We start from the raw sequence: 17,601 nt of genomic DNA on the forward strand, positions 1-17,601 counted from the left end.
GAAGAAGCCAGCTGTGACAGCAATATAAATAAGATCAGACATGTTTTTTTTCCTTTTGATTTGTTTGCAACACCAGGACGGGGCATTTCACGTGGCGGATTACTTTATCGATGGTTCGTCGGCGGAAGATTTGTGAGAGGAAGTGGTCGTGTTGATGGGCCGACATGACAATCAAGTCTGGCTGCCAGCGGGCGGCGGCGCGGTTGATCACTGCGGCGGGAGCGCCTTCTTCGAGAGCGAAGATTGCGGACACACCCTGTTCTTGAGCCGAAAGCATGGTTTTTTCAGCTTGAGCAATGACCTCTTCGCAAAGTGCGGCTTCGATTTTTCTTAAATTGATGGGACCGTAAGGACTGAGGTTCAGGAGAACGGCATGGAGCAGCAGGAGTTGGGCGTGCATCTCGCGGGCCATGGAGATGCCGAGAGTAACGGTTTCATCGTTTTCCGGTGATTCATCGAAGGGGAGGAGGACAATTGGTTTGGCGCGGTTGATGGCGTCGGGTTGTTCGGTGAGCCCGGTCTCGCCGAAACGGTGGGCCGGTTCGGACGGGGGACGGTCAGTGGGACTGTGCTGAGCCCGAGCCCGGGTGAAGATCACGTGCGGGTCGAGTGTCCCTCGCGATTGCTGTGTATAGTTCGCGCTCACATAGAAAACATCGCAGCAGATGCTGAGAACGGGTAATCAAAAGGTGGTTAAAAGGTACTAAAAAGGTACTAAAATAGGGATGAAGTTCAACCCGCTGGCGAGATGAGGAAATGCAGGTATTTGTAACTCATCGATTTGAAAGCTGACAGGCGGGGTTGGATCGGATAAGTTGATGGGGCATTTTCCTCCGGTTGGGTTGTTCCCCGCATGAGGGCTTTTTTTCCCTGCGTGAGGGTTTTCCTGGCCGGAGGACTTTGGGGCTATGGAGCATGCGGCAAATTGAATAATGGGAAGGAGCAAGGAATTTATTTATGTATCCAGCGATGATATCACCGGAGGAGCAGACAAGAAGGGACAAGGACCAGATCAGGCTGCTGGCCATTTTTCATTTCATATTCAGTGCGCTCGCACTGCTTGGAATTCCCTTTTTATTTCTGCATTACGCCATCATGCATAGGGTGTTCTCCAATCCCCAGTTGTTCCAGACGCCGAGAGGACCGGCATTGCCGAGGGACTTCCTCGATTTGTTGGTGTGGATGTACGTTGTGGTGGGAGTGGTACTTATTATTGGATCATTGCTGAACCTGCTTTCGGGATTCTTCCTTTGGCGCAGGAAGCATCGGATGTTTTCCCTGGTGGTAGCGGGCATTGATTGCCTGCAGATTCCATTCGGGACGGCGTTGGGGGTTTTTGCCATTATTGTTTTACAACGTGAGTCAGTCCAAAGGTTGTATGCCAGCGGAGTTGAGCAAGCGTGAATTGGTGATGGCGGGAGGTTCGGCCAAAGGTGGAGAATTTAGAGTGCATTGCAACCATGGATTTTCTATAGTTCGGAAAAGTTTGGATGGAACCATTACTTTCCCAGGCACAGTTTTATTTTGAGCGATTCACCGGTGAGAAGGCCGTTGAGATCCTGATGGGTTTGCCTGCGGAGATGCCGAAGGTGTTTGAAAGCGAATGGCTGGATTTCAAGTCGGGCAAATCGAAGAAGAATGATATTCCCGAGATTTGGAGCAAGGCGCTGGGAGGCTTTGCGAATAATGAGGGAGGAGTGTTGGTTTGGGGAATCGTCGCGGACAAAGATCAGGTGACGGAGATCGATGCGGTGCAAGGGGTGGAGTTGGTGCAGGACGTTTTTCAATTGAAGACGCGTTTGCAGGAATTGCACCGGCATGCGACTGATCCGCCGGTGCCGAGGGTGGAAATTGTGGCGGTGCCGATATCGCCGCAGGGCAAGGAAGGGTTTGTGGTTTGCCTGATTCCGGAGAGCCCGCTCAAGCCGCATCGCTCGGAGAACATGGGCCGGAGATATTTTCTGCGTATGGGCGATTCATGCCAGGAGTGCAGTCCCTCGGTGTTGAAGTTGTTGTTTTATCCGAAGTCGGCGTCGCGGGTGCATGTGGGAGTGAAGTTTGGGCGGGTGCCGCCGGGATTGAGAATCGAGACGTTTCCTCCGGCGGGTAAAAATGATTTGCAATGCGCGGTGGAGGTTTCGTTTACGAATTCCGGAGAGACGACGATTGGCAACGGCTTTGCGAAGATCATGTGTGAGGGTGCCGGCCTTTATGAGTACGCCTTTGATAATGAGGGGAAGTGCCAGGTGAAGGCGCCGGAGGAGGTTTATCATTTGGCGCATGAGTTGCATCCGCAGATGACCAAGACATTTCGATTGCTGGTGGCGGCGAAGGTGCCTCCGGAAAAGTGGGCGTGGAACATTGCGCTGTCGTGGCGTGATACGCCGCCGAAGAAGGCGAGGCTGGTGTTTGAGCCGCCGTTGATGGAAGGGGCTTCGGGGGCTTGTGAGTGTTTGTAATGGTCTGGTGTCCGTGGTAACAATCAATGGTGAACCCTCCGCCAGATTTGGATATCCAAGGATTTCTTCTTTAAACCGTCCAGCTTGAGATAGTCGAAGAGCATTTTGCGTTCAACCCTCGGAAGTGGTAGCTTCTCGTGAGTCGTAAATCGCCGTGTGATCCAGCAATGAATTGGATTTTGGCATGGAGTCTGTCCACGGAAAACAACCTTAAATACAATACTGGACGGAATAGCAGGAGCGGAAGCTTTAGCAACAAACCTGATCATTTTCGGAGGATAAACAGCTTTTACATTTTTGGGATAAACCGGTTTCCTAAAGTGAGAGCCGGTTGGAGGTTCGGTACAATCCCTTGAGCCGCGGAGAGGCCCATTGCAATCACGCCGAACCTTGGGTGGTTAAAAACAGAAGCGGAATGCCTGAAGACAAACTAAATGCGGGAAATTTATCTCCTCAACCAACATCCTCCGCACAACGCAAACCAGGACATTCTCGGGTCTGGTTCCTCGTTGCTATTGCGGTCATTTTGGGTGTTGGCGCTTTCTTTTTCTTTAGGCACCGCGCGGGTCGGTCCAAACCGAAGCCGCCTCCGGTCGCCGTAGCGGTGACCACCACCACTGTCACAAACGGCGATATTGGAGTCTATGTCAGCGCGCTCGGCTCGGTAACGCCGCTAAATACGGTGATAGTTGGGAGTCAGGCAACTGGACCACTTATTCGCGTGGATTACACCGAAGGTCAAATGGTTAACAAGGGCGACCTTCTGGCTGAGATTGATCCCAGGCCGTTTGAAGCGCAGGTGACCGCCGCGGAGGGTCAATATGAGCGCGACAAAGCCGTTTTGGAGGGAGCACGCATCGACCTTGCCAGATTTGAGGCGGCCTATTCCAGCAATGCAATACCCAGGCAGCAATTGGAGGATCAGCGGGCGGTGGTTCACCAGAATGAAGGCACTGTCAAATTTGATCAGGGTCAGTTGGAAAGTGCCAAGGTGCTACTGTCATACTGCCGCATCATTTCTCCGATTTCCGGGCGCATCGGACTTCGTCTGGTAGATCCGGGAAACATCATTTTGGCAACTTCTTCAAACACACTTGCGGTTATTACACAGTTGCAACCCATCACTGTTATTTTCAGCGTGGCGGAGGATTATCTCCCGCAAATCCTGGAGCATTTGCAACCAGGACGATCCATGGCGGTAGATGTGTATGACCGTGTACGACAACGGAAGATTGCCACGGGAAAGCTTTTGGCTTTGGACAATCAGATCGAGATTGTCACCGGCACGGTAAGGCTGAGGGCCATCTTTCCGAATGAAGACAACGGGCTCTTTCCCAACCAGTTTGTGAACGCCAGGCTGCTCATCGATGTTGAACGCGGTGTTGCCCTGGTTCCTTCAATAGCCATTCAACTCAATCCACAGGGTTCGTTCGTATACTTTGTAAAACCGGATCAGACCGTCACGATGCGGACGATCACTGTGGGCACAACCGATGGCAATGTGACCGCCGTAAAAGGGGTGGAGCCTGGCGAGGTCATTGTTTTGGACAACTTCAATCGGCTGCAGGAAGGAACCAAAATAACTCCGCGAGGACAACCCGCCCAACCCGCCCCGGCGAACCAGAAGGAAGGAGGACAATGAATCCTTCCGCCCCTTTTATTCTTCGGCCAGTTGCAACGTCATTAATCATGGCGGCGATCCTGCTGGTTGGTGTTGTGGCCTACAAGCAGTTGCCGGTCTCCACGCTTCCAGAGGTCAATTATCCGACCATACAGGTGCTGACGTTTTATCCAGGCGCCAGTCCCGATGTCATGGCATCTGCTGTCACTGCGCCGCTCGAGAGGCAATTTGGACAGGTGCCGGGGCTTAACCAGATGACCTCGACGAGTTCGGGAGGGAGTTCAGTGATAGTCCTGCAGTTTGAACTTTATCTCAACATCGATGTGGCCGAGCAGGAGGTGCAAGCGGCGATCAACGCGGCCCAAACCTTCCTCCCGATCGATCTTCCGAGCCCTCCGATTTACAGCAAATCCAATCCTGCCGATGCGCCGATTCTCACGCTCGCACTGACTTCGAAGTCCATTCCCTTATCCAAAGTTCAAGACCTGGCAGACACCCGCCTGGCGCAGAAGATTTCTCAACTGCCGGGTGTCGGCCTCGTGAGCATCGCGGGTGGGCAGAAGCCAGCCATTCGCATCCAGGCAAATCCAACAGCGCTCGCGGCTTATGGGATCAACCTTGAGGACATGCGGACTGTCCTGCAGCAAACCAGCATCAACCAGGCGAAGGGTAATTTTGATGGTCCGCATAGATCCTATCAGATTGGAGCCAATGATCAGCTGCTGACGAGCGAGGAGTATCATTCGGTTGTGGTGGCCTACACCAATGGGGCGCCGGTGATGCTGAAGGATGTCGCGTTGGCGGTGGACGGTGTTGAAAACATAAAACAGGCCGCGTGGATGAATGATTTTCCGGCGGTGATTGTCAACATCCAGCGTCAACCCGGCGCCAACATCATCCAGGTCGTGGATCGCATAAAAGCGCGCCTGCCACAGTTGACGTCCACCTTGCCAGCTTCAATACAGACTTCTGTGCTCACCGATCGTACCAGTACCATTCGTGCATCCGTGAGGGACATTCAGTTTGAACTCACGTTAACCGTGGTGCTGGTTGTGTTGGTGATCTTCCTCTTCTTGCGAACCGTTTCGGCAACCATCATTCCAAGCGTCGCAGTGCCACTCTCACTCGTCGGCACCTTCGGCGCCATGTACCTGCTTGGCTATAGCCTGAATAACCTGACCTTGATGGCGTTGACCATTTCGACAGGGTTTGTGGTGGATGACGCCATCGTGATGATTGAGAACATCGCCCGCTACATTGAGCAGGGAGACGCGCCACTTCAGGCAGCCTTGAAGGGGTCTGAACAAATCGGGTTCACCATCATGTCGCTTACCATTTCATTGATCGCTGTATTGGTTCCGCTGTTATTCATGGGAGACATTGTGGGGAGGCTGTTTCGTGAATTTGCGGTGACGCTCAGCGTGACGATTCTTATCTCGGCAGTTGTTTCCTTGACGCTCACCCCGATGATGTGCTCCCGACTATTGCGCGCGAAGGCTGAGGGTCAGGGTGGACGTTTTTCCAAGGCATCGGAGAGGACTCTCGAAAGAGTAATCGCTTTTTATGGGTGGACTCTCCGCTGGGTGCTCAGACACCAGATTCTGACACTGCTGGTCGCGGCCCTGACGCTTGTATTCACAGTCTTATTATACATCTTCGTGCCGAAAGGATTCTTTCCGATTCAAGACACGGGTGTGATTCAAGGCATCTCGGAAGCGCCGGCAACAACCTCCTTCCCTGCAATGGCCAGAAGACAGGAAGCGCTTGCCCGCGTCATTCTCAAAGATCCTGCGGTGGCCAGCCTTTCCTCCTTCATCGGCGTGGATGGTGTCAATACAACGCTGAACAGCGGTCGCATCCTCATCAATCTCAAACCACTCGAGGAGCGTCGGACCGGCGTCAATGAAATAATGCGGCGATTGCAGCCGGAACTGAGTCAGGTGGAGGGCATCACGCTGTATATGCAGCCGGTGCAGGACTTGACGATTGAGAATCGGGTTACCCGGACACAGTATCAATATACGCTCGAAGATCCTGATGCTGATGAATTGAATTTCTGGACTGCAAAGCTAATGGACCGTTTGAAGGAATTGCCGGACCTTCGCGACCTCGCGACGGATCAGCAGTTAGGAGGATTGCAGACTGTGCTGGTGATTGATCGGCAGACCGCTTCGCGACTCGGAATCACGGCGCAGGTGATTGATGGGACGCTTTATGATGCTTTTGGGCAGCGCCAGATATTAACGCTGTTCACCCAGTTGAACCAGTATCACCTGATATTGGAGGCACTGCCGGATTTTCAGAAGCATCCGGACAGATTGCATGACATTTATGTTCGCTCAGTGGAAGGCGGAGCCGTGCCGCTCAGCACATTTACTCATTTCGAGACACGAAGCGGCCCTTTATCAGTCAACCATCAGGGGCAATTTCCAGTCGTTACCATTTCTTTTAATCTTGCGAAGGGTGCCTCACTGGGGGAAGCCACTGCGGCGATTGAACATGTCCGGCAGGAACTTGGAATGCCGGCTTCCATCCAGGCAGCGTTCCAGGGCGCGGCCCAGGCGTTTCATGCCTCATTGACGAATGAGCCACTGCTGATTCTGGCAGCCCTGGTGATTGTTTACATTGTGCTCGGTGTTCTTTACGAGAGCTACATTCATCCCATTACCATTCTATCCACTTTACCTTCGGCGGGTGCTGGTGCGCTCCTGGCTCTTCTCGTCTGCCGTTCTGATCTAAGTGTCATTGCACTGATCGGCATCATCCTGCTCATTGGCATCGTCAAGAAGAATGGAATTTTGATTGTCGATTTTGCCCTGGAGGCTGAACGCAGAGAAGGCAAGGGACCGGTCGAGGCGATTTATCAGGCGAGTTTGTTGCGATTTCGACCGATCATGATGACGACGATGACTGCGTTACTGGGTGGCCTGCCACTGGCGCTGGGAACCGGCACAGGGTCAGAACTTCGAAATCCTCTCGGGATAACCATTGTAGGGGGATTGATTGTGAGCCAGTTGCTCACGCTCTACACGACGCCGGTCATCTACGTATTCTTCGACCGATTTACAAGCAAACGAGGCCGTCCGCACGCTGAAGGGGGAGGTGAGGTTTCAACTCTGGAACAAAGGCCATGAATATTTCTGCTCCATTTATTAATCGGCCAGTCGCCACAACTTTGTTGACGATTGCGATTGCGATTGCCGGAGCTGTTGCTTTCAGGCTGTTGCCGGTATCACCACTTCCACAGATCAATTTCCCAACCATTTCAGTTCAAGCCATGTTGCCGGGGGCGAGTCCAGAGATCATGGCATCGTCTGTGGCCGCGCCATTGGAACGGCAATTTGGTCATATTGCCGGTGTGACGGAGATGACCTCGGCAAGTTTTCTTGGCTCGACGAGCATCACCCTCCAGTTTGATTTGAATCGGGACATCGATGGTGCGGCCAGAGATGTACAGGCTGCCATTAACGCTGCGCGGAGTTATCTGCCCTCGAATCTGCCCAGCAATCCCACCTACCGGAAAGTGAATCCTGCTGATGCGCCGATCATGGTCATGGCGGTGACATCGGAGATATTTGATCGAGGGCATTTGTACGACGCAGCCTCAACCATCATACAGCAAAGGTTGTCACAAATTGACGGAGTCGGGCAGGTGATTGTGGGAGGCAGTTCACTCCCGGCCGTGCGTGTGGATGTCAATCCGACCCAATTGAGTGCCTATGGCCTTGGCCTTCAGCAGGTCAGCAACATTTTGAGGCAGGCAAATGCCAACCTGGCCAAAGGACAGTTCTGGGATGAACAATGCACCGCCGATATCGTGTCGAACGATCAGTTGCTCAAAGCCGAGGCGTACAAGGGACTCGTTGTCAGCTACACCAATGGCGCAGCTGTGACGCTGTCAGATCTGGCCGATGTGCATGACTCAGTGGAGAACATACGAGCGGCGGGTTTTTTTAATGGAATCCCAAGCGTGGTGGTCATCATCTTTCGGCAACCCCAAGCCAATATTATCGATACTGTTGACCGGGTTTTAGCCGCTTTGCCATCGCTGAAAGCTTCGATTCCCTCGGCGATGGGTCTTCACATTGCGGTTGACCGGACGACCACCATTCGGGCATCAGTGCGGGACGTGGAACGCGCCTTGTTGATCTCCACTGTGCTGGTGATCCTCGTGGTGTTTCTCTTCCTGCGCAATGTGCGTGCGACACTCATACCGAGCGTGGCGGTTCCGGTTTCGCTGATTGGCACGTTTGGAGTCATGTATTTGTGTGGTTATAGCATCGATAATCTTTCGTTGATGGCTCTTACCATCTCGACCGGCTTTGTGGTCGATGATGCGATTGTGGTCATTGAAAATATTACGCGCTATCTTGAGCGTGGACTTACGCCGCTGGAAGCAGCGTTGCGAGGTGCTCGCGAAATTGGTTTCACGGTCCTCTCCATCAGTATTTCCCTGGTGGCTGTGTTCATTCCAATTTTGATGATGGGAGGGATTGTCGGGCGTTTGTTTCGGGAATTTGCGGTCACGTTATCGGTGGCGATCATGGTTTCACTCGTCGTTTCCCTCACCACCACGCCCATGATGTGCGCAAGGTTGCTAAGGCTTCAACGGGAGGAGGAGCAGGGAAGATTTTATCGCACCATGGGCAGGGTGTTTGACAGGATGTTGTGGGCCTATGAGCGGAGTCTGGGTTGGGTGCTGCGACATCAGGCCATTACGCTTTGCATCTTTGTGATTACGGTGATTCTTAATGTTCTGCTATTCATGGTGGTACCGAAGGGATTTTTTCCGCAACAGGATACCGGGAGCATCATTGGTGCGATTCAAGGCGAGCAGCAGATTTCCTTTCAAGCGATGCAGGACCGAATGATTCGTTTTGTAAATATCATCAAAGCCGATCCGGCGGTGGACACGGCGGTGGCTTTCACCGGCGGCAACAATGCGATTGATAGCGGAACGATTTACATGGCGTTGAAGCCGCTGGCTGAACGCAAGGTTACTGCCGACCAGGTGATCAACCGATTGCGTCCCAGGCTGGCAGTGGTGCGCGGAGCATCCGTTTTCATGCAGGCCAGCCAGGACTTGCGCATCGGAGGCCGGCAGAGCAATGCGCAATATCAATATACGATCCAGAGCGAAAACTTGAAGGAGCTTGCCAAATGGGGGCCGATTTTGCTGCAACGGATGAGAGAGCTTCCGGGCTTTACCGATGTGAACAGTGACCAGCGGAACAACGGACTTCAAGCCGCGCTGGTTTACGATCGTCAAACAGCGGCGCGGCTGGGAATCAGCGCGAATCTTCTGGACCAAACCCTGGAGCTGGCCTTTGGGCAGGCGCAAGTATCAACCATGTTTACACCGTTGAATCAGTATCATGTTGTCCTGGAAGTAGCGCCGCAGTTTTGGCAAAGCCCGGAGAGCCTGGATGACATCTATGTGCGGTCAACCAACGGTGTGGTGCCGCTGAGGGCGGTGACGCATTTCGGGGAGGATACGGCACCGATCGCGGTGAATCACCAGGGCCAGTTTCCTTCGGTGACGCTCTCCTTCAATCTTATATCGGGGATGGCGCTGAGTGATGCTGTGGGGCTGATTCGTCAGATGGAGCAAAGCGTCGGTTTGCCGGCGACAGTTCATGGAAACTTTTCGGGAACATTGCAGGCATTCCAGGCCTCTCTGGCGACTGAACCTTTGCTGATCGTGACTGCTTTATTAGCTGTCTACATCGTGCTGGGTATTTTGTATGAGAGTTATGTTCATCCCATCACCATTCTGTCAACGCTGCCATCGGCAGGTGTGGGTGCGGTGCTGGCGTTGATGATCTGCCGTGTTGACCTCAGCGTGATTGCGTTGATCGGGGTCATTCTGCTCATTGGAATTGTAAAAAAGAACGGAATCCTGCTTGTCGACTTTGCACTGGTGGCCGAACGGGATGAAGGGAAAAGCCCGCGGGAATCGATCCATCAGGCATGTTTGTTGAGGTTTCGTCCGATTTTAATGACCACCATGGCGGCGGCACTCGGCGCCCTGCCGTTGGTTTTGGGAACAGGAACAGGCTCAGAGTTGCGGCGTCCACTTGGCATCGCCATTGTTGGAGGATTGTTGGTGAGCCAGGTGCTGACACTTTACACCACACCCGTGATCTACCTGTACCTCGACCGCTTCCGCCTTTGGTGGCAGGCGATGAGGCAGAAGTCCTCACGTGTGGCTCCACAAGGCGCTCCAGGATGAAAGTAATTTATGAACGCGAGGATTGATTCTTCAAGGGGGGAAAGGAAATGCCTGGATGGCAGATTTCAAATCCTGGTTTCCTTGTTGATGGTTACGCTCTGGTGGTCGGGATGCAATTTCGCCCCGAAGTATAACAGGCCTTCCGTGCAAACTCCCGCAGCCTTCAAGGAAATGGAAGGTTGGGCGAGAGCGCAGCCGAAGGATCACGAGATTCGTGGGAAATGGTGGGAAGTATTCAATGATCCGGAATTAAACGCGCTCGAAGAGCAGGTGACTATTTCCAACCAAAATGTGGCGGCAGCCGTGGCCAATTTCGCGGCTGCACGAGCCATCGTAAGACAGGCGCGTTCGCAATACTTTCCGACCGCGACAATGGGGCCATCCGTCACCCGATCAAAGACATCCGCGACGGGAACAACCTCGTTCGCTTCTAGCTTTTCCACCAACGGATCGTCGGGAAGGGCTTTCACCTTGTACGCGCTGCCGTTTGATGCTACCTGGGATCCGGATTTCTGGGGCGGCATTCGAAATACTGTCAAAGCTGACATCGCGGCGGCACAATCGAGCGCGGCCATCCTTGAAAATGTGAAGCTCACCAATCAGGTGGCCATGGCCGCCGTTTACTTTGAACTTCGTGGACAGGATGCGTTGAAGGAGATATTGGATTCAGCGGTTGTTTCTTTCCAAAAAACGTTGGACCTGACAAAAGCGCTTTTTACGACAGGCATCAACTCGGATGTGAATGTGGCGCTCGCAGAGACTCAGCTCCAAACGACCGTGGCACAGGCCACTTCCCTGGGTGTTCAGCGAGCCCAGTTCGAGCATGCGATCGCGCTTTTGATTGGCAAGCCGGCATCGACATTTTCAGTCCCAGCGCGGCCGCTGAAGGCATCTCCGCCGGCGATTCCTGTCGGGGTGCCGTCCCAACTTCTCGAACGGCGTCCGGACATAGCGGCGGCGGAACGCATTGTGGCCCAGGCCAACGCTCAGATTGGCGTGGCCAGGGCGGCCTATTTCCCTACGATTACGTTGACTGCCTCCTCAGGATTTCAAAGTGTCACAACCGCAAATTTGCTCACTGGCCCCAGTGCCGTGTGGTCGATCGGTGCAGCCATGGCGGAGACATTGTTCGATGCCGGCAGGCGTGCGGCGGTGACTCAGCAGGCTTGGGCAACCTACAACCTGACGGTGGCGGACTATCGGCAGACGGTGTTGACGGCTTTTGTGAATGTGGAGGATAATCTTGCGGCCCTGCGGATTTTATCGCAGCAATTGCAACAGCAGGAAGTTGCCGTGAAATCCGCTGAGCGGAGTCTGGCCCTCACCATATACGGATATAAGACCGGAATTAACAGTTATCTCAATGTACTCACGGCTCAAACCGCCCTGTTGAACAACCAGGAAACAGCCATGACTATTCGGATTCAGCAGATGACAGCGAGTGTGCAGTTGATTAATGCATTGGGGGGAGGATGGAAGGTTTCTGAGCTGCCGTCAGCTGGACAAGCGACTAAAAAAACAGCGCCTGCTCCGTAGATTGAGAGGTATACTCCAAAGTCAGCCGGGCTTGGGTAGTTTTCCTTTAAGATTTTCGGCATGAAAGGGGCCGGGTTCGGCGATGAGCTGGCGGGCGACGTCGACTTGGCCCCAAACATTCCATAACAGGACGCCGCGCACTCGACCTTCACGCAGATAGTAGATGACGCCTTCGTGGAAAAGGGTTTTCCAATCGGCCACGGTTTCGAGGCGCGCGTCCAGTTCGCCGACGGCTTCATAGCCCAGTTCAAAGAGATCAGAGTAGAAGAACGGGAGGTGATAATACGGTTCGGATTTTCCGGCCATGTTTCTTCCGGCGTTGCGGCCCATGGTGTTGGCGTTGTCTTCGTGTTCGACGCGGATGCGCTTGCCCAGCGCGGGATTAAGAAATGCAGCGACGTCTCCCGCGGCGTAAACATCAGGATGGGTGGCGCGTAGAAATTCATCGACCACGATGCCGTCGGTTACCTTCAGCCCGGCACTTTGGGCAAGGTCGACATTGGGTTGGATGCCGAGTCCGGCGACCACGCTATCGACAGTGACTTCGCGGCCGCTGCGGGTTTTGAGAATGAATTGGGTGTCCTTTGGCTCGAGAGCCGAGGCGGTTTCTCCAGCCAGGATTTCGACGCCTTTTTGGCGGTAGAAATTGTTGAGAAACTCGGAGAGATCGGGCGGGAAGAGGTGGCCGCCGATGCCGGTGCCGGGGAAGAGCATGGTCACCTGCTGCCGGTTCATGGCCAGGGCGGCGGCGATTTCGGAGCCGATGAATCCGCCGCCGATGACGGCGAACTTTTGGTTGCTCTCCGTCAGTTTGCGCAGGTGACGGTAGTCTTCCACGGTGCGGTAGTAAATAATGTTGTCTCCGCCGAAGGGGAGATGACGAGGAGAGCCTCCAGTCGCGAGGAGGAGCTTATCGTACGTGTAAATGTTCTTTTGATCGTCGCTGAGGCGTTTGTTTTGGAGGTCGAGGGTTTCGACTTTTCGGCCAAGGTGGAGGGTGACGTTGCGCTCTTTGGTTTTACGCCAAATGGAATCAAACTTTTGGTCTTTCCAGAGTCCTTTGGTGAGCGGGGGGCGATCATAGGGAGTGTCCGGTTCCATGCTGATGAGGCCGATGGTGCCGGTGGAATCAATTTCGCGGATGCCGCTGGTGGCGGCCTCGGCGGTCATACCGCCGCCGATGATGAAATAGTTGTAGTGGGGCATGGGGGGAAGTCCGGAGTTTGTGAAAGTCCATTGTCCGTTGGGGAAAACATAGGTCAGGCTGGAACGAGTTTGGTGCGTGGTTTACGGGGCTTGGTGGCCAGCTTCTTTTCCAAAAAGGTTTTCAGGGCGATGGCGTTGTTGTGTTCGGTATTTTTGGCGCTGTAGATCAGGGTGACTTTCCCGGTTTGGGCGGCGGCTAATAGTGGTTTCCAAGCTTCGGGTTTATCCTTTAGTTCGGCAAAGTAACGGTGTTGGAACTCCTTCCACTTCGAGGGTTCGTGTCCAAACCATTTTCGTAATTGGTCGCTGGGAGAGACGGCTTTAATCCAGCTCTGGATGTGCAGGGCTTCCTTCTTCACACCGCGCGGCCAGAGGTGGTCGATGAGGAAACGTGTGCCATCGCTTTTTTCCGCTGGGTCGTAGGCTCGTTTGATGGCAATCATGGAAAATCCTTTCGCACTTCCATCATTTTATTTGATGAAGCATTATTTGCGAGCCATGAGCCAGACTGTTCAAGTTGGGTGGAGGGCGGCGCGATATACCAGCGGGCATAGGTGGTGAGTCCTAGAAGCAGAGCGAGCCACCACAGGGCAAGGGCCGTGCGCATCCAAGGCTTGTAGTTGCTGAAGCGCAGACGCCGGGGCAGAAGGTTCGTGCCGGCAACGAGCAGGATGTAGATGCCAAACAGCTCTGCAATGACACCGACGGCGGCATGGGCCGTGGCGATGGCGAAGTAAGAATCATGCAGCCGGTGTGGAATCACCGGGGCAACCTGGCTGCGAAATGACGGCATCATGACAAGCCCGATCACCACGAGGTTCAGCAACACCACAGTTGATTGGCAGATTGCGTGGGCACGATAACGCCGCCGCCAGACGAGTCCTACGCCGAATATCAGCGCAAATCCCATCGCAAGTTCAATCACCAAGGTGAGATTGGCGGCGAGTGGAGCGTTCATAAAAGCTTCACCATGAAGATGGCTTCCGTTACTTCACGACAATTGTTCCTGTCATGCGAGGATGGATGGAACAGTAATATTTGTAAGTGCCGGCGTCGGTGAAGGTGTGGGAGAATTTCTGATCGGTGTCGAGCGCCTGCGAGGCAAACTTCTTATCCACACTCACGACCTTGTGCGGCACGTCATCCCGGTTTATCCAGGTCACGGTTTCGCCCGGATGAATCGTCAGGGTTTTCGGTGTGAAGGTGAAGTTATCGATCTTCACTTCCGGATCGGACTCCTTGTCGGGCGGAGTGCCGGCGAGTGTTGAATCAATCACGGCCAGGGGATGTTTGCCTTGGACGTAATTGACCGTGGCATAGCCGAGCATGCTGCGCAGTTTGTCCGGCGGGACATCTTTTATCGGCCCGGGACCTGATGCCTTGCCCGGACGCGGCTGCGGGAATGCGGTGGCCAGCGCGGTGTGAAAGGTGATATTGCCTTCCACCTTCTGCATGATCTGATGGATGTGGCCGTTCAAGACCGAGACCGAGCCGAAGCGTCTGAGATAGGAGATTGCTTGCATGCCATCGTCCGTGCCCCAGCCCCAGTCGGGATAAACTGCCCAGAGAGGGATGTGAGCGAAGACCACGATGGGCGTGCTGGTGGACAGGTTGGCGACGTCATTCTTGAGCCATTCCAGTTGTTCCGGCCCGAGCAAGCCCAGACCTCCGGCCTTCAGGTTGACCACGTTGACCAGTCCGATAAAGTGGACTCCCTTGTGATCAAAACTGTACCAACCGTCGCCTTTGGCATTCTTGCCGTAGCGTTCAAGAAAATCCTTGGTGTCGGTCAGCACATCGTGCTCACCAGGCACGTAGAAAATCTGGCTTGTCTTGGCACTCTTGAGCACCTGGTCCACGGTGTCGAATTCCGAAGGCTTGGACAGATGGCTGAGGTCGCCCGTGTGGATGATAAAATCGGGCGGTTGAGGCATGGCATTTATTTTGTCTACAGCCTCCTTGAAGGTGGCGGTGACGTCCTTGTTCGGCGGACGATTGAATCCGATATGGCTGTCGCTGATCTGGACAAAGGTAAAGTCGGTTGACTGTCCGGCGGCGTTCGGCGGAGCGGTTTCACCAATGGTTTGGGAGCGGAGGATGCCGCCGCTGAAGCTGTAAATAATCCCGGTGCCCACCCAGGCCATGCACTCGAGAAATCCACGGCGGTCAATGCCGTCGTGACTATGATCGTGAGAAATTGGTTTTTTCATGGAAATCCGTTTCGTTTCTGGTCATTAGATTCGTGAAGAAAGTGGTTCCAGTAAGGACACTGCCTTGTTTCTGTTGAAATGGTTTTTTTCATACACCATCGCGCCGATTGGCTGTCTGCACTCCACTCCTTTGACGGCTTCTAATTAAGGTAAAGCCGCTCATCAACCAGTACCATGAGATAAAATCGTTGTCCAATGTCGTGGAGGAGATGGCTGGAGCTGTGTAATTAATTGCTTGGATTGGAAGGAGCTATGGTTTGAACACCAAGGCTCTATTTTTTGTAGGTAAGTCCGGAGCGGCAAAAAGGTCAGGTTTATGTTGGAGGTGGGGTTTTGTGCCAGCTGAGAGTGTGATGGGACGGATCAGTTTTCGGTATTTACCGTTGGATCGCGTGGGAAGGGTGAGGTGAGGTCCGACCTATCTATAATGATGTGGAATTGAACATGACGGGTGTAGGTCGTTTTACAGAAAAGGAGAATTCATTTTCAGCCGATGCCGTCGTGGGTTGCGATATCGGAAGAAGCGAAATTCAGTGTGTTTTCAGCCAAGGAGTCCGGGTTGGGCTGGTTCTCGCGGCGGGTGTGCTTTTCCCAAGATCAGCATCATGATCTTGCTCGAGCATGGCGTCGGGAGCCGCGCAGACGGCGTTTGATTCGGCGGAGGTGGGAAGGAGCCAACAGAAATCCTAGAAAAAGGATTGCAACCGTGGCACTCAAAGCCAGGACGAGAGCGGCGGGGGAGACGTCGAAAAGATATTTCATATATAGATATGTGATGTGTGACAATGGATCGAACCGGTTAGAGCAACACAAGATGCGTCTGATCCAATGTCGCAAGATTATCCGGGCGGATGTGACTAGCCGAAGACGGCGGAGTGACTATTCGGTAACGAAGTTTTAAAAGAGTAAAAGCAATTTGTCAAGTTCCAAAACCAGCTTCCAAGAGGGCAAAGCTGTTTCGGTGAGCGTGCATATGGAAAATCGGCTTCCGGTTCTTTACGATGAGTTTGAAAGCGGATAACCTGAATCACAATGGCGAGAGTTTCCAAATCCACATCCAAATCCAAAACGAAGAGCGCGACGAATGAGCGGCGGAATAAGATTTTGGTTTCGGTCGCACTGTGCATTGCGGTCTTCGGCGTGGGGTTGATGTTGCTGCGGGCGTTTGGGTTGTTGCGGCCGTTCTCGGTGCCTTCGGCGGCGATGGAGCCGACGTTGGTGTCGGGGGATTATGTGATGATGGAGGGGGTGACGTATCTGTTTTGCAAGCCGCGTCGCGGGGATTTGGTGGTGTTCAAGACGGATGGCATTGCGTCGCTGCCGCCGGGGAATGTGTTGTCGCAACGGGTGGCGGGGTCGCCGGGGGAGACGTTGCGGTTGGTGAATGGAAAACTTTTGGTGAATGAGCAGCCGGTGAGTTTGCAGAGTTCGACGGGAGCGATTCAATATGTGTATTTGCCGTCGAGTTACGCGAAGTATTTGCTGACGAGCAATGACACGGTGACGGTGCCGACGAATTCGATTTTTGTGTTGGGGGATAATTCAGCGGCGAGCTCGGATAGTCGTGTGTGGGGTTTTGTGCCGGGAACGAATGTGTTGGGGCGGGTGTGGTTTCGATATTCGCCGCCGGAGCGTGTGGGGATGGTGAGGTGAGAACGAAGCGGGTCCACAGTTTTTTTCTGAGGGGCCGAGCAACAGTATCTATGGTAGCTACACGGGTTGGGCAAGTCCTATGGAACAGAACTGAAGGTTTGCGACATGGGTGGTCCCCGAAGCGGCGGAAATTCTGGGCGCATTTTCCCTCACCCCGGCCCTCTCCCATTGCAAAGGTAGAGGGGGGAACCGTCTGGCATTTTCTCTTTTGATCAGCTCTGTCACGCGATGGCCGTCGTGGGTTGTTGGTTGATACCGATTTAAGTTTTTAGTTTTATGTCTTCAATGATGATTGAGGTGATGGATGGGCAACTGCCGGCACGCGCCTGGTGGGCGACGTGGAGATTGCGATATAATCTGGGGCTGGCGGTGTCAGGCATTCTGGCGTTTTTTCTGTATGCGGTGATGTTCTTTTCCTCGCCAGTGGATTATTTTGGCATGGACGGAAGGATTACCTTGTTCACGATAGCTACTCAGGTGATCGGTTACCTATTATTCATGGCTTGCGCCAATGTGTGTTACTTCGTCGGGCCCATTTCGGAACGGCTGATTCGCCCGAAGGATGTGGGGAGGTATCGGAGTACGGCATATAGTCTGGGTTTTTGGTTTTCCTGTGCGTTGCCTTTTCTGATTCCTCTGCTTCAGATTTTTCAGCTTTTGCTGGAGGTACCCCGTGAGGGTTGA

The 17,601-nt window shown here is 53.6% G+C and carries 13 protein-coding genes and 1 pseudogene; 8 read left to right on the top strand and 6 right to left on the bottom strand.

From position 1 onward, the window contains the following. Positions 1-34 precede the first annotated feature (34 nt). Entirely contained in the window at positions 35-646 is a 612-nt protein-coding gene (locus CFLAV_RS28800; RefSeq protein WP_007418452.1) for a universal stress protein, read from the bottom strand. Positions 647-957: 311 nt separating this feature from the next. Between CFLAV_RS28800 and CFLAV_RS28805 the strand changes: the two genes are divergently transcribed. The 6 genes from CFLAV_RS28805 (at position 958) to CFLAV_RS28830 (ending at position 11,848) form a co-directional block, all read left to right on the top strand. Beyond that, entirely contained in the window at positions 958-1,404 is a 447-nt protein-coding gene (locus CFLAV_RS28805; protein WP_007418453.1) for a hypothetical protein, read from the top strand. Between the two features lie 86 nt (positions 1,405-1,490). Continuing rightward, on the top strand, positions 1,491-2,459 hold the full coding sequence (locus CFLAV_RS28810) for an AlbA family DNA-binding domain-containing protein (RefSeq protein WP_007418454.1): 969 nt from the start codon (positions 1,491-1,493) through the stop codon (positions 2,457-2,459). A gap of 415 nt (positions 2,460-2,874) precedes the next feature. After that, entirely contained in the window at positions 2,875-4,101 is a 1,227-nt protein-coding gene (locus tag CFLAV_RS28815; RefSeq protein ID WP_007418455.1) for an efflux RND transporter periplasmic adaptor subunit, read from the top strand. Next, positions 4,098-7,214 (top strand): multidrug efflux RND transporter permease subunit, encoded by a 3,117-nt coding sequence (locus CFLAV_RS28820; RefSeq protein WP_007418456.1) that lies wholly within the window; start codon positions 4,098-4,100, stop codon positions 7,212-7,214. Before CFLAV_RS28815 ends, CFLAV_RS28820 begins: the two co-directional genes overlap by 4 nt. Continuing rightward, positions 7,211-10,312 carry a multidrug efflux RND transporter permease subunit gene (locus CFLAV_RS28825; RefSeq protein ID WP_007418457.1) on the top strand — a complete coding sequence of 1,034 codons (3,102 nt, stop codon included), beginning with the start codon at positions 7,211-7,213 and terminating at the stop codon, positions 10,310-10,312. The genes CFLAV_RS28820 and CFLAV_RS28825 overlap by 4 nt, the downstream gene beginning before the upstream one ends. A gap of 9 nt (positions 10,313-10,321) precedes the next feature. Then, a complete protein-coding gene (locus CFLAV_RS28830; RefSeq protein WP_007418458.1) occupies positions 10,322-11,848 on the top strand; it encodes an efflux transporter outer membrane subunit in 1,527 nt (508 codons plus the stop codon). 21 nt (positions 11,849-11,869) lie between these two features. Here CFLAV_RS28830 and CFLAV_RS28835 read toward each other — a convergent pair whose 3' ends face one another. The 5 genes and pseudogenes from CFLAV_RS28835 to CFLAV_RS28850 all read right to left on the bottom strand — a co-directional run. Then, positions 11,870-13,054: an NAD(P)/FAD-dependent oxidoreductase gene (locus tag CFLAV_RS28835; protein ID WP_007418459.1), complete on the bottom strand. Its 1,185-nt coding sequence runs from the start codon at positions 13,052-13,054 to the stop codon at positions 11,870-11,872. Positions 13,055-13,107: 53 nt separating this feature from the next. Beyond that, positions 13,108-13,497 carry a DUF488 domain-containing protein gene (locus CFLAV_RS28840; protein ID WP_007418460.1) on the bottom strand — a complete coding sequence of 130 codons (390 nt, stop codon included), beginning with the start codon at positions 13,495-13,497 and terminating at the stop codon, positions 13,108-13,110. Next, positions 13,494-14,012 carry a hypothetical protein gene (locus tag CFLAV_RS28845; protein ID WP_007418461.1) on the bottom strand — a complete coding sequence of 173 codons (519 nt, stop codon included), beginning with the start codon at positions 14,010-14,012 and terminating at the stop codon, positions 13,494-13,496. The genes CFLAV_RS28840 and CFLAV_RS28845 overlap by 4 nt, the downstream gene beginning before the upstream one ends. Positions 14,013-14,040: 28 nt before the next feature. Further along, complete coding sequence (locus tag CFLAV_RS37715; protein ID WP_283950773.1) at positions 14,041-14,331, bottom strand: cupredoxin domain-containing protein; 291 nt, start codon at positions 14,329-14,331, stop codon at positions 14,041-14,043. Further along, positions 14,308-15,264: pseudogene (locus CFLAV_RS28850) on the bottom strand (metallophosphoesterase family protein); the annotation flags it as partial. The gene CFLAV_RS37715 and the pseudogene CFLAV_RS28850, both read right to left, overlap by 24 nt. Before the next feature lie 1,032 nt (positions 15,265-16,296). On the opposite strand from CFLAV_RS28850, the gene lepB reads away from it, so the two are divergent. Further along, positions 16,297-16,917 (top strand): signal peptidase I, encoded by a 621-nt coding sequence (lepB, locus tag CFLAV_RS28855; protein ID WP_007418463.1) that lies wholly within the window; start codon positions 16,297-16,299, stop codon positions 16,915-16,917. 276 nt (positions 16,918-17,193) lie between these two features. Then, positions 17,194-17,601, top strand: coding sequence for a hypothetical protein (locus tag CFLAV_RS28860; protein WP_150107658.1), 408 nt, complete (start codon positions 17,194-17,196; stop codon positions 17,599-17,601).

The sequence above is a fragment of the Pedosphaera parvula Ellin514 genome, assembly GCF_000172555.1.
In the GTDB taxonomy this organism is placed as follows: Bacteria; Verrucomicrobiota; Verrucomicrobiia; order Limisphaerales; family Pedosphaeraceae; genus Pedosphaera.

Coding starts and splice junctions, on each gene's coding strand:
- CFLAV_RS28805 (WP_007418453.1), top strand. CDS start 958: ATGTATCCAGCGATGATATCACCGGAGGAGCAGACAAGAAGGGACAAG.
- CFLAV_RS28810 (WP_007418454.1), top strand. CDS start 1,491: ATGGAACCATTACTTTCCCAGGCACAGTTTTATTTTGAGCGATTCACC.
- CFLAV_RS28815 (WP_007418455.1), top strand. CDS start 2,875: ATGCCTGAAGACAAACTAAATGCGGGAAATTTATCTCCTCAACCAACA.
- CFLAV_RS28820 (WP_007418456.1), top strand. CDS start 4,098: ATGAATCCTTCCGCCCCTTTTATTCTTCGGCCAGTTGCAACGTCATTA.
- CFLAV_RS28825 (WP_007418457.1), top strand. CDS start 7,211: ATGAATATTTCTGCTCCATTTATTAATCGGCCAGTCGCCACAACTTTG.
- CFLAV_RS28830 (WP_007418458.1), top strand. CDS start 10,322: ATGAACGCGAGGATTGATTCTTCAAGGGGGGAAAGGAAATGCCTGGAT.
- CFLAV_RS28835 (WP_007418459.1), bottom strand. CDS start 13,054: ATGCCCCACTACAACTATTTCATCATCGGCGGCGGTATGACCGCCGAG.
- CFLAV_RS28840 (WP_007418460.1), bottom strand. CDS start 13,497: ATGATTGCCATCAAACGAGCCTACGACCCAGCGGAAAAAAGCGATGGC.
- CFLAV_RS28845 (WP_007418461.1), bottom strand. CDS start 14,012: ATGAACGCTCCACTCGCCGCCAATCTCACCTTGGTGATTGAACTTGCG.
- lepB (WP_007418463.1), top strand. CDS start 16,297: ATGGCGAGAGTTTCCAAATCCACATCCAAATCCAAAACGAAGAGCGCG.
- CFLAV_RS28860 (WP_150107658.1), top strand. CDS start 17,194: ATGTCTTCAATGATGATTGAGGTGATGGATGGGCAACTGCCGGCACGC.